This is a genomic window from Vibrio sp. 10N.261.55.C5, from assembly GCF_041470505.1.
GTDB classification, from domain to species: domain Bacteria; phylum Pseudomonadota; class Gammaproteobacteria; order Enterobacterales; family Vibrionaceae; genus Vibrio; species Vibrio crassostreae_C.
In genome coordinates this window covers 1-11466 of record NZ_JBFRMS010000024.1, presented here as the reverse complement: position 1 = coordinate 11466, position 11466 = coordinate 1, and the positions used below count along the sequence as shown (strand labels likewise).

The following is an 11466-nucleotide window of genomic DNA, read 5'->3' as shown; positions in this document are numbered from 1 at the left end:
CCGTCAGGAAAAGCGCCTGACGGGCAGTGAAGTTATTGTATGACCACGATGCGGCCAAAGCGCTCACCCGGGGTGAGGTCAATCGCTCGAATGAGCGGTTGAAATTGGTCTATCACGGTGGTGATGGTTTGGCTCTCATCAACCGTCGTCACGGTGCGCTGCACTTTTTGAGTGCCACCTTTGACCAGCAGTGTCTGAGAGCCATCGTTGCTGTGCACCTGGCCGGCAATCTGTCCCGCCGCGAGCGACAACGACAAATGCCAAGGTGACAGTTTTCTTAACGGCCGAGGGACTTGGTGGTGCCTCGCGAGGTTAAATTGGGTGTCAAAGGTCGGCCAAAGCCCCCCATGCGCCCCAAACGCTTGTTCAAGTTGCCCCGTATCTGGCCGTATCATTTCAAAACGAAATGGTGCGTCATTGACTGGGGGTATCTCAAACGGTCGAGTGGGGTAAGGCAATATCACCTTACCTTCGCCAGCGTTTATCAATTGGGTCGCCGTTTGTGTGCGCTCCGCTTGATGCTCAGGCCCTCTCATGTCCGCTTTGCGCCCTAAGATGACCACTTGTTTAAAGCGGTCGGTTGAGGCAGCGAACACTTCGACCTGTCGTAGCCGCATCGCAAGATAACGGCTAAACGCAGGTGAGAGAGAGGGATAGGGCACCACCAACGCCAATATGCCGTCACGCTTTAGCGTGGGGAGCAGGCGTTGAGTGAACTGCACTTCCAGTCTGGCCATGTCACGATGTTGTTTGTCCACCTGGTCGGTGACCACCGCGCCATACGGCGGGTTTAAAAACAGCAACGTCTGACTGCCTGAGCCGATTTGTGTGTCAAACGCATTGCTGCGCAGCACCGAATCGAGGCATTGACTGGCCGTGACGGCCCGCGCCTCATCCAGCTCCACGCCATAGGTGTGAAGCGCGCTCTGCTCATGGTGGTCGATGTGACTCGCCAACTGAGCCAGCGCCTTGCCTTCCCCGCAACACGGGTCGAGCAAGCGTTGAGTGCCGGCTTTGAACCGCAGTCGCTTGGCTATCTCTGCTAAGGTCGCCTCATCGGTCGGGTAATACCCGTCTTTAAGGTAGTTGTGCGCCACGCGCGGGTGCATCACGGCCATTAGCTTGCCTCCTCATCAAAGCGAAGGCGCATCCAATGCTGCGCTTTGGGCTCAAACTTCCACACGCGCTCATCATTGATGCGACGCTTGAGGTAAGCCAGTTGTTTGCCCATCACTTCTCGCCCCACTTCTGGGGTGAGCTTGACGATGTCACCAATGTTACTTGGTAATGGCCACAGTGGCCCAAACAAGCTGACTAAGTCCTCTTGACTTTCGTGAGGCGACGCCAACGCCTGACTGGCCACGTCTCGCTGCTCGGTCAGTTGCTGTTGCGCCTTGCGCTCTTTGGCTAACGGATCTTCTTCCATTGGCTCGTCTCGTGGCAGCGCTTCTTCTTTGTAATCACTGAGCCAAATGCCGTTAAGCTCGGCGCGCGTTTCAATCACAAATCGGTTGCTGGTTTGATAGCTGCCCGGATAAATACGTTGTAATCCAAAGGTGCCTTGATAGGTGCCTTCGCTGTATTCATCTAAGACCGCGTCTCGAACGGAGAATTGACCAATGTCGGTATCGAGCATAGCGACGTTAAAGTCGCCATAACGCCCGCTAACGGTTTTGATGGTGAGTGTGCCGGGTACTTGGACCATGTTGGCCTCCTGAATTAAAAGCAAAAGGCCTCCCACCGGAAGACCTCTCCGGTTGGGGAATTGTAAAAGTTAAAGCCAGCCGCGCTCAGCAAACGAGGTGACGGTTTCACCGACCACAAAGTGGTCGAGGATGCGCACGTCAATCAGTGCCAGAGCATCCGACAATTGCCGTGTGATACGCCGGTCCGCCTGACTGGGCTCGCTGCATAGGCTAGGGTGGTTATGACATAAAATGACCGAGGTGGCATTCCAAAGTAGGGCGCGTTTCACGACCTCTCTGGGATAGACACTGGCCGAGTTAACGGTGCCATAAAACAAGATCTCAAACTCAATCAACTGGTGTTGGGTATTAAGAAAGAGCACGCCAAAGACTTCTCTATCCATCCCCTGCAGTAAACCACTGAGGGTGCGTTTCGTTTGCTCTGGGCTGTCTAAGGTGGCCCCGCGTGATAAACGGTCGATGGCGATGGCTTTTGCCATATCCAGCAGTTCATCGGGACTCACCGGCTCGGTGAGTTGGTAGTATTCGCCAGGGGCATCTTGCAGCTCTTGCAATTTTCCTTGGCCATAGGAGGATTGGTATCGCATATCATCACCAATCCATACTGGTCATCGGGAGCGCCGCCGGGTGCTCTGGCAAGTGATGAACGGCTTGACAAAACAGCCACCACTCGAAGGCGCTTTTTGGGTGACACACTAAGCGAAACGCTTGTTCATCCCCATATAGCCCGGTTATCGGCTCAACCGACATACGCGTAAGCGTTTGCATCAACCGCGTCTGTGACTCTGACAGTGCATCGAGTGGCGGCATTGAGTAAAAGGACTTTTCGCATCGGCGTGGGCAACGTGATAAAGGCTCGGCCTGTTTCAATTGCTGCTTAATGCGTTTTATCCAACTCTCGGCCGTACTCCAGCGTCCATTGGGTTTTAGACTGCCAGACTCGACGTCTTCTGACCAACGAATACCAAGGTAACGCACGGCATCAGACGCCGTCAGAAAACCATGGCAGGACCATTCGTCTCGTACGCGCTTGCCGTCATCATCAAACAAGTTGCTCTCACCAAACTCTCCGGTAAAAACAAACGTGTCAGTGCGAGGCAGTGTCAATCCTAAGTGTTTTTTCACATCGGAATGAAAAGCGTCAGTGACGTTAAGGCCTTGCTGCTCAAACCACGCTTTCGCGTCACTCATCAATGCGGTGATGGGGTAGTGCCACGCTTGCAGGGCATAACAGATTGAATAAGACATAGGGTGTGCTCCTAATAAAAAAAGGAGCACCCATGAAGGGAAGCCCCCTCATGGGTAAAGGTGGTGCAGAGCACCACCGTATTGACGGTCAATGATTATGCGTCGTGCACCTCGTCCTCTTTGGTCGTGATGATGAGCATAGGTTGATCGTGTCGGTCTCGCTCAATGCTCGCAATTAAGTCGAGTGAGCGGTTTACGTACAGGTTATCGAGACTGGGTGGTTGGCACACCGTAAAGGGCACCTGCGATTGAGCCGGTACTTTACGGGCGGCTCGCCGCGCCAGTTTCAGCAATTGAAGGGTAAGCTTCTCTTTGCTGCACTCAATGATAACGTCCGGCACATCAACCGCTTGAAAGTACGCTTGTTGACTGATGCCTGTGTACGGGAAGTAAAAGCCCGCGTCCTTGGCCGTGGATGTGATATCAATAAAGCCCGAAGGATCGAGGGCGTCATTAAGTACATAGTGACCAAATAGCGGTGGGGTAGTTTGACTCATAATCGCTCCTAATAAAAAGGAGCGACCCCTTTAGGAGAAAGCTCCTAAAAAGGTGAGTTGATTCGGCAAGATAGCTTGAGTGTTAACGTCTTTGGCGTGTGAACTTCATGCGAAGGATCGGCGCAGCGTTGCGTTGAAGCAGTGTCCAATGCGCAGCAAAAAACGTCATGGGTGCATGACTTTTCCAAACCAGCCAAAAGACCGATAGAAAGATGCCCCAAAAAACGAAGTTATCGAGTAGGGTTGTGTAGTCCATGTGTTTCTCCTGTTATAAAACAAGGAAACACTTGCCCAAAGGAAAGGTTTCCTATGGGTGGTGAGGGGTAGCTGATAGATTATCAGTATGCTTTCACTTCTTTAAAAAGAAGCCGCGACACGTTTCAGAGAGCCATTTAAGGGCGGTTAAACCCGTGTGCTTAATACTGTGCGTCAGTATTCAACGTTTGAAGTATTTAGGTTAAAAGAGGGCAGAAAGCGTGTCAACCACTTTGTGTTGGTGAAGGAGGTGGTGGTATTGTAAAAGTTTGCACGACTTTTCTAAGTAGGAATATAACGTGGGAATTGATGATCGTTTTATGGATGCATTAGAACTTGATATTGTTAAGACTCTTAATAGTCTTTTAGGTGTATCTTCAGAGCAAGATAAAAGGGTTTATGATTTAGCTGAAGCGGTAGTGATACAGTTAGTTAATGAACACTTTATTTCTCAGGAATCATTTTGTGGTGAACAGTGCCGAATCTGCGAGCTAAATGATGAATTAATTAACTTTCTTGAACCTAGACGGTTAGATAGAGTAATTGTTGAGTGTTGTAATTATGACGCACGCTTGATTGAGTAACCCATCAAGAGTGAAGTACATTAAGAGCTGAACACAAAATTACATTTTGTGTTGGTGGGGTCACAACTCTCTAACAATCCCAATCGAACTAAGCGTAATAAACTCTGGTGACGCGACATCATTACCCTGCCAATAACTTTGTGTGTTAAAACACCGCTTCCGTTCGTAGATCGTTACTTTAGCTGCATCATTGCTGGGTAAATCATTGGGCCTCTCAGCTATGGGATGAGTCTGACTAGAATTAGTCTGAGATTGCTGTTGGAAGAGAGCTAACAATATCCGTTTTAGAGTGCCCTTCATAACGGACCTTAATACTTTTTCTATGTATTCAGTGTTATAACTCAAATGAACCTCGCTTAATAGCTTGTTGTGCTTGCCAAAACAACAAATTGATGGTTTTGTGTTTAAAGGTGCGTAAATAACAGCTATGGAAATCAAGGGGTATGAAACTCCTTATAGTAGGGTATTAGTATAATTTAAGCCTAACTTTAACTTATTGAATTTATCAATTAGTTCTATGGAGAAAACTTTGAGTCAAAATAAAATGGTGAAATGTAAACATTGCCAAGCATTAGTGAAGCAAAAAAACATGCTTAAGCACATTTCTAAAACTCATAAAACCAGAAGTATCCCCACTGTAGCTAAAATAGTGAATAGATCACACGCAATTCAAAAAGTTGAGACGATTGTTAATTTTAATGCGTTTAAAAATAAGCTTTCGCTAATTAAACATCTAGGTCTAAATGGCCAGTTGAGATTGAACAAAAAAGAAAAACATGCCTTCGACCAGCTAATCATCGTTATCCATTCAACAAATGATATTACACACCTCAAAGGCTGTTTAATTAATATACTGAATTCAATAGATTTTGATAAAGCACATAAAAGATATCTAGCCAACGTAGCTCGAAAAAAAGAACTAAAACGTAAGAAAGCTAAGCAAAGTTTACTTCCGAAAAAACGCAAAAAATCACATCTAGAACCTTTAATGACCAAAAAACCAGATATCGAAGATGTGCTTAATTCAAGGAGAGACTTACCAGTCGTAGGGCTCGGTACAACCCCATCGACATCAATACAAAAAGTTAGAGCAAGTGAAGTTCTAATCGATAGGCATACAACGCCTGACAAAATTAAAGACAAGCATATATTGTATGCTGAAGGTTGGAGCTTAGAAGGGGCGTTTAGTAAATAATTAATAGACCCCTAGAACAAACAATAAAAGATGATAACGCTTAGTTTATTGCTTCAATGGCAAACTCCTCGATATTCATCCGTAACTCGCCATTTTCCTTGTCGTGCCTGTGAAACTGTCTGATACTTCAATGCGTTTCATTTCGATGTTCATGGTTGGTTCGAGTTTTTAAGGCGCGCTATGTCACTGGCGATGCGTTTACAACCTAAAAACAAAATGCCATCGTTACTGACCGTTAAGACAATCGGACTCGCAATCACCACCACTACGAGCAGCAAAGACTGCAGTATCGGCATCGCCATAAGTGGCTGTTCAGTCCGTTTGCTGGTTTAAGTTTACATAGCGGATTTTATCTTTCCCGGCCTTCTTCGCTTCATACATGCCTTTGTCTGCTATTGACAATGATCCGATCAAGTCTTGATGTTGTGTAGTCACATAAGCGACCCCAATACTACTACTTAGCTCATGTTTTTTATCTTGCAGAATTGGAAGCGTGTTATGACCAGTAATCGCAAGAACCTGCTCGGCAAGACGGCGGACCTTTGATTCATCAGACGCATCCCTAACAAAAATAGCAAATTCGTCTCCGCCTAAACGCCCTACGTCATACTCCCCAACAGAGGTCTCCCCCAATTCATGCTTTACAATATGAGCGAGGGTTTTCGCATATTCAGCTAAGACTACATCGCCAACATCATGCCCGTAGATATCATTGATGGACTTAAAGTTATCTAAATCAATATAGATGAGCGCCGTTTTTTCTGCTTGCCCCTCTTGAGTCGCATGATAAAGAAGAACCGAACGAAATGTAATACGGTTAGAAAGCATCGTTAACGAATCTAAATACGCTAAGGATGCGATGTCACTTTCATGCATGGTCAGGATTTGATGATCAGCTCGACCTTGGAAGAAAATAAGAATATGGCACATACCACTCAATGCGAACAGAGTCAGGGTCACTCTAAATGAAAGTATTTCACTGTACTCTACTCTGCTAAATCCATACTCAAACCCCATAAACAATATGGCGGAAGTGACCATAAGAAACACGGTATTTAAAATTAGGCCTATTCGAAAGGAGTTAATAAAAATACCGACTGCGGCTAATAAATAGCTCCATAAGAAACCATTAGATTCGTATCCACCTGAATACAAAAGCATCAGGGCTAAAGAGTAATTAATAATGGTTAACCCGATACGACCAGCTTCTTGATTTCTGTTCATAACAAAAACATTGACCGCAGTAGAACAGGAAAATAAGCCTAGGATGGTGCTGAGCAGTCGGTCATCACCAGAAGGGATACTGTTTAAAAATAGGGAGGTAAGGAAGAACAACTCAAAAATAGTGAAAGAGTTCACCATTAACTGCATTCGTTTATGTTTATCTTCAACAATATCGACAAGTTTATCTGCGACAAAATTATGAGTATTGATTGTCATCCTGATCACCGCTATTGGAGCAGAATTCTGTAAACAGATTTGCATTATTAAAGGAAGTTGCTTGGAAAAGGGAAAATCAACCTGTATGAACCCCGAACTCTTGTGGGCTGAAAGCGCAAAGCACGCATTGAAGAAAGCAAATGAAATGGTGTGTGATAAATCATGTCATCTTCGTTTTAAATAAAACCCAGCAGAGAGGTTATATTTTTGTTTGAACATCAAACCATTCAATAGACTGAGCAACAAGCAGGCTTATTCTTCCGTATTTTCGTTCATTTTATCACCCTCAAATGACACCAAACGAATAGACAGTACAGCACCAAAGTAGCGCAAGACTAACTCTGGATCTTGTGCACTACATGCCTTCCTTCCTAATATTTCGAGCAAGTCAGCCATAAAGTTTTTCATTGGCTGCTCAGCCTCTGCTAAATGCTGTTCTAAAATTTTGTTTTTCATTTTCCCTAGCCATTTCACTTTTTATCCATCATTTATAAGCCTCCATATAAACAAAGAGGATAAAGTAAATGGAAATCATCAAAACTTTTTTAAATAATAATCATTACCGTTATCGTTTCCAGCACTGTGATAACTCTGAACAGTACATAGTGTTTTTACTCGGGGCATTGCAAGATATTGAAAGTGTAAATTCGTTTTCCACGCACTTTGCCAATAAAATGAACTGTATCACCATTGAAATACCGGGCACTGGACACACCGAAAACCTTGAATCGACGATTAGCATTAAAGACCAAGCTACAATGTTACGAGAGTTTCTTCGTTATTTACGAGTGAGTTCAGCTCATATCATCGGCTTTTCTTATGCGACAGCTGTTGCTGTTGAGCTTTGCGATATCTGGCCACATGTTCGATCTATGTCTATTTGTGGCGGTGTACCAGGGATCCCCTCTTCTGGTCGTTTAGCGACAAAGAAAATGATTGCAGCTGCCATGAGTAGCCCAACTTGTTTCGCGAATTCTTTTACTGAATCGCTCACAGTTAACAATGACAGCATACCGAAAAATAAAGCGATCATAAGAGCGACAGTACGAAGCATTAAAGCCATGCCTCAAGAGCGCATTGACGTGTTTTTCGAGAACTCCGTTCGACTTTTAGTACACACTCCAAGCAATGTGGATAAAATCACAGCGCCCTGCACTATTTGTGTTGGTGAATATGACCCTTATGTAACTAAAGAAACAGCTACAAAGTTTGCGCAACAACTTCCTAACGGTCATTTAGTCATAATTAATAATGCTGACCACCTTGTTCATTTACAATATCCAGATACTGTGGCGCGTGCGATGCTCGCCCAAGTAGAAGCACAACTGACTCTGCACAAACAACTTGCAACGATTAACTAAGTAGCTAACATCATAAATAAGTAACTACCCTCATATTGTTGCTTGTTAGTTAGGTGCAATCAACCCAAGACAATGCGCTTTTTGGGTTGATTATTTTCACTCCCTGTAGGTATGTCTAATTATTAATGTATATCTTTGATAGACTTATCAGTATATCTACGGCGTGTTTTTTATTTTTATCGGCCACAAGGCTCAAAGCTTTGGTAGTTAACGCATCTCTGACATGTTGGAATTGACGTAATTGATGAAACTGAGGGAATTGGACCATTTCACTTGTAAAATTCACATGGGAATTAAGCTGAAAGCCTAACTTGACTCTAAATCCAATAGACACGGAAAAGTCTCGTGTTTTATTCACATCCTCTAAAGTTCTGTATTGGTATACAGATAACCCTAAAACACGGGAAATGACATCGATAGGAATATTATGCTCTAGTCGAAAACGCTTTACAGTGATCGCCGATGAACGATAGTAATCAATAGCAAAGGCATTCAGGTCTAAATCATCGGGCGGGAGTAATTGTTCATAACACGAAGGTAACGAGGTTGTTGAAAGTAACTCCTCACGAAACCCTTGAAAATCATTTAGGCCCTCCAAAGTCATAAGCTCTGTGATCATATCAATATAAAGATCAAACTGTTTTGTTGGTAAACGCCCAATGCAAAACAACGCGTTTACAGTGTGGCTATCCATACCACGGTAATTTTCTTTCACTTTTAACGCAAGATAAAAACTGGTCATAGGAACCATCATTACCCAAGACATAGCAGCCACCATATGAAGAGGGCGAATCGAGGTATAGCTTTGCTGCATATATCGTTTGAGTGTCGAGCCTTTAATGCCACTCACTCTTCTCTCTAAATCGTCAAAAGACAAGCCTTGCGCTCGACGAACAAGAGACAAAGATATCGCCATGTCAGTATCAATAGAAGCAAGTTTTACATCCAACATTTTGAGCTGGCTTTCAGTTAAATGCACTATAGAATCATTAAAGGGTTGCTCCATGGTTACCTCAAGGTGCTTTCAAAGATATTTCGCTCAACAGTCTGACTATATTAGCCCATTTCGCCTTTAAATATCTGAGTTGAGGGAGAATATTGTCCCAGAGCGCCTTACATTCCAATGTAAAAATTCACTTTCTTCGCATAAATATAGTAGCTTTACATGAGCTGTATTCGGATGCGAATTTGTTACAAATCCTGCAACTGCTAAGGGTTCCTCGGTAGTTTCTTGATGACCAATGTGCATGTTTTGCACATCAGCTAATTTGATGGCCAATACTATACCTTCTAAGACGTTTGGGGACTAAAAAGTACCACGGGTAAAATTCAGCCAATGAAGGTTTTGTCGGATAGGCGACACTCGTTGCCGAGTGCCACCCTCCTAAGAACCGTACGTGCAACTTTCACTGCATACGGCTCAAGCCTCCGCTAAGGCGTATTACGTTACCCAGCAACCTAGATAGCAGTCAAAGCAGGATCAAACCAAGAGTGACGGCTTTCCTTTTTCGGTTTCCTCTTTGCCAAGTAATCTTGGTGCTGAGGATCGAACGGTGTAGCCGCACTTCGGATCTTCACATGTCTTTTAATTGGCGTTTTCGCTATTTGAGCCAAGTTGTAGTGACAGTCCATATTCGCAATTTTCTGCCAACCATGAAATTGCCAACCACCACTTCTGTTCATGTAGTATTTGCGCCTTACCCAGTCTTTTGATTTAGTAGGATGGCGTCTTACCGCCCATCGCCACAGTAGCCAGAAGATTTGATGACCGAGATAACCGAAAGTACGTTTTGCAACGCAGTGGCGATAATAATTCGCCCAACCCTTCAGTTTAGGGTTCAATAGTCTGATAAGATCATTGACTGGCATTGTTGCGTGCTTCTTAATGAGTTCGCGCAAGTTTCCCAAGAAGGAGAGAACGTTAGTTTTACTCGGTTTGATGAGCAGTTTTCCTTTGTACTTCCTGAGGTTAAAGCCCAGAAAATCAAAGCCATCATCTATATGAGTAAGGTGCGTTTTCTCTTCAGAGAGTGCCAACCCTCTCTCTTTTAGAAAATCAATCAGTCGTGGTTTGACTTCGTTAACAAGAACATCTTTTGATGAACCCGTTATCACAAAATCATCCGCATAACCTATAAAGTTAACTCGTTCTCCCGATTTCTTAGCCACTTCTTTTACGAGTCTTTCTAAACCCGCAAGTGTCAGTAACATAAGCGTTGGGGAGATAATTCCGCCTTGCGGAGTTCCTTCCGAAGTTCGGTAGAACAAGCCCTTATCGATATAGCCTGAGCCTAACCACTGCTTCAGCATCCTTTTGTCTATTTGAACATGTTCAAGTAGCCATTCATGCCCGATCATGTCAAAGCAAGCCTTAATGTCACCCTCTAAAACCCAACGACCTGAACGCTTAAGACACAGGCATTTGAAGCATTGTTGAATTGCATCTGCCGTACTGCGGTTAGGGCGAAAACCGTAGCTATTTGGATCTGCTACTGTTTCCGAAATTGGCTCCAAAGCAAGCAGATACAACGCTTGTTGCGCTCTATCTATCATACATGGAATGCCTAGAGGTCTGAGTTTGCCATTCTTTTTCGGGATGTAGACGCGTCTGAGAGGTTTAGCTCGATAGCCTTTTCGATTCAATTGATTCACAGCGGTCATTCGACGAGCATCCGTATTCCAGATGACACCATCTATTCCAGGAGTGTTACTGCCTTTATTTTGGGACACTCGCTTCACAGCCAGTAATTTAGCTGCTCTGGAGTGCGTTAAGACCCACTGCAAAGCTTTTGCTTTACTGTGTTTTCCCTCTCGGGTTGCTTTTGCAATGCGCATTTGAAGCTTTAACACGTGCGACTCGACGGCTTTCCAATCGATGGATTGCCACTGAGTGCCATTAGGAGAGGCACTAACTTCTGATGAAGTCACCATTTGCGTTTCCCCTTGAATAAAGTTCTTCAAATCATCTTGCAACGGGAGACCAGTTAGAAGTCAGCTCGCTTTCGCGCCAGATGTAAACCTGTATCCACTTCATTACAAAGCGACATTTGCTTTTTCTAACCTCCTTTACCTGCACACCTATCGGCAATCTTCGCAGACTACTTTCCCAAAGGGAGATATACAGGCTTACCCTGTTCCGTATGTTGCGTACAATATCAGGTTAGATGCCCACTATAGATG

The 11466-nt window shown here is 44.5% G+C and carries 13 protein-coding genes; 3 read left to right on the top strand and 10 right to left on the bottom strand.

The genetic code is table 11. From position 1 onward, the window contains the following. Positions 1-32: 32 nt before the first annotated feature. The 6 genes from AB4263_RS10555 to AB4263_RS10530 form a co-directional block, all read right to left on the bottom strand. Complete coding sequence (locus tag AB4263_RS10555) at positions 33-1118, bottom strand: DUF6094 domain-containing protein (RefSeq protein ID WP_154723990.1); 1086 nt, start codon at positions 1116-1118, stop codon at positions 33-35. Continuing rightward, on the bottom strand, positions 1118-1705 hold the full coding sequence (locus AB4263_RS10550; RefSeq protein WP_136975172.1) for a DUF3275 family protein: 588 nt from the start codon (positions 1703-1705) through the stop codon (positions 1118-1120). Before AB4263_RS10550 ends, AB4263_RS10555 begins: the two co-directional genes overlap by 1 nt. 69 nt (positions 1706-1774) lie before the next feature. Then, complete coding sequence (gene radC, locus AB4263_RS10545; protein ID WP_019820928.1) at positions 1775-2293, bottom strand: DNA repair protein RadC; 519 nt, start codon at positions 2291-2293, stop codon at positions 1775-1777. 4 nt (positions 2294-2297) lie between these two features. Then, positions 2298-2954 (bottom strand): hypothetical protein, encoded by a 657-nt coding sequence (locus AB4263_RS10540; protein ID WP_102333697.1) that lies wholly within the window; start codon positions 2952-2954, stop codon positions 2298-2300. 95 nt (positions 2955-3049) lie between these two features. Beyond that, the gene (locus tag AB4263_RS10535) at positions 3050-3451 is read right to left on the bottom strand and encodes a hypothetical protein (RefSeq protein ID WP_102333687.1); all 402 of its coding nucleotides are present in this window, start codon (positions 3449-3451) and stop codon (positions 3050-3052) included. An 82-nt stretch (positions 3452-3533) separates the two neighbouring features. Further along, positions 3534-3707: a hypothetical protein gene (locus AB4263_RS10530; protein WP_164496852.1), complete on the bottom strand. Its 174-nt coding sequence runs from the start codon at positions 3705-3707 to the stop codon at positions 3534-3536. Positions 3708-4005: 298 nt separating this feature from the next. Here AB4263_RS10530 and AB4263_RS10525 point away from each other — a divergent pair, with 298 nt between their 5' ends. Further along, the gene (locus tag AB4263_RS10525; RefSeq protein WP_102333698.1) at positions 4006-4290 is read left to right on the top strand and encodes a hypothetical protein; all 285 of its coding nucleotides are present in this window, start codon (positions 4006-4008) and stop codon (positions 4288-4290) included. A 529-nt stretch (positions 4291-4819) separates the two neighbouring features. Then, a complete protein-coding gene (locus AB4263_RS10520) occupies positions 4820-5485 on the top strand; it encodes a hypothetical protein (RefSeq protein WP_102333700.1) in 666 nt (221 codons plus the stop codon). 312 nt (positions 5486-5797) lie between these two features. On the opposite strand, the gene AB4263_RS10515 is transcribed toward AB4263_RS10520, so the two are convergent. After that, entirely contained in the window at positions 5798-6925 is a 1128-nt protein-coding gene (locus AB4263_RS10515) for a GGDEF domain-containing protein (protein ID WP_157938698.1), read from the bottom strand. Between the two features lie 252 nt (positions 6926-7177). Continuing rightward, positions 7178-7381, bottom strand: a complete 204-nt coding sequence (locus AB4263_RS10510; protein WP_102333704.1) for a hypothetical protein — start codon at positions 7379-7381, stop codon at positions 7178-7180. A 68-nt stretch (positions 7382-7449) separates the two neighbouring features. On the opposite strand from AB4263_RS10510, the gene AB4263_RS10505 reads away from it, so the two are divergent. Continuing rightward, on the top strand, positions 7450-8286 hold the full coding sequence (locus AB4263_RS10505; RefSeq protein WP_102333702.1) for an alpha/beta fold hydrolase: 837 nt from the start codon (positions 7450-7452) through the stop codon (positions 8284-8286). Positions 8287-8401: 115 nt separating this feature from the next. Here the strand turns inward: AB4263_RS10505 and AB4263_RS10500 are convergent, their stop codons facing one another. Together AB4263_RS10500 and ltrA are read right to left on the bottom strand one after the other, a co-directional pair. Then, positions 8402-9292 carry a hypothetical protein gene (locus AB4263_RS10500; protein WP_102333703.1) on the bottom strand — a complete coding sequence of 297 codons (891 nt, stop codon included), beginning with the start codon at positions 9290-9292 and terminating at the stop codon, positions 8402-8404. A gap of 452 nt (positions 9293-9744) precedes the next feature. Next, positions 9745-11217, bottom strand: coding sequence for a group II intron reverse transcriptase/maturase (gene ltrA / locus AB4263_RS10495; RefSeq protein WP_016800697.1), 1473 nt, complete (start codon positions 11215-11217; stop codon positions 9745-9747). Between the last annotated feature and the right edge of the window lie 249 nt (positions 11218-11466).

Bases quoted from the DNA above. Each gene is read 5' to 3' on its own strand.
- AB4263_RS10515 (WP_157938698.1), bottom strand. From the start codon at position 6,925: ATGACAATCAATACTCATAATTTTGTCGCAGATAAACTTGTCGATATT.
- AB4263_RS10500 (WP_102333703.1), bottom strand. From the start codon at position 9,292: ATGGAGCAACCCTTTAATGATTCTATAGTGCATTTAACTGAAAGCCAG.
- radC (WP_019820928.1), bottom strand. From the start codon at position 2,293: ATGCGATACCAATCCTCCTATGGCCAAGGAAAATTGCAAGAGCTGCAA.
- AB4263_RS10555 (WP_154723990.1), bottom strand. From the start codon at position 1,118: ATGGCCGTGATGCACCCGCGCGTGGCGCACAACTACCTTAAAGACGGG.
- AB4263_RS10535 (WP_102333687.1), bottom strand. From the start codon at position 3,451: ATGAGTCAAACTACCCCACCGCTATTTGGTCACTATGTACTTAATGAC.
- AB4263_RS10530 (WP_164496852.1), bottom strand. From the start codon at position 3,707: ATGGACTACACAACCCTACTCGATAACTTCGTTTTTTGGGGCATCTTT.
- AB4263_RS10510 (WP_102333704.1), bottom strand. From the start codon at position 7,381: ATGAAAAACAAAATTTTAGAACAGCATTTAGCAGAGGCTGAGCAGCCA.
- AB4263_RS10505 (WP_102333702.1), top strand. From the start codon at position 7,450: ATGGAAATCATCAAAACTTTTTTAAATAATAATCATTACCGTTATCGT.
- AB4263_RS10540 (WP_102333697.1), bottom strand. From the start codon at position 2,954: ATGTCTTATTCAATCTGTTATGCCCTGCAAGCGTGGCACTACCCCATC.
- AB4263_RS10550 (WP_136975172.1), bottom strand. From the start codon at position 1,705: ATGGTCCAAGTACCCGGCACACTCACCATCAAAACCGTTAGCGGGCGT.
- ltrA (WP_016800697.1), bottom strand. From the start codon at position 11,217: ATGGTGACTTCATCAGAAGTTAGTGCCTCTCCTAATGGCACTCAGTGG.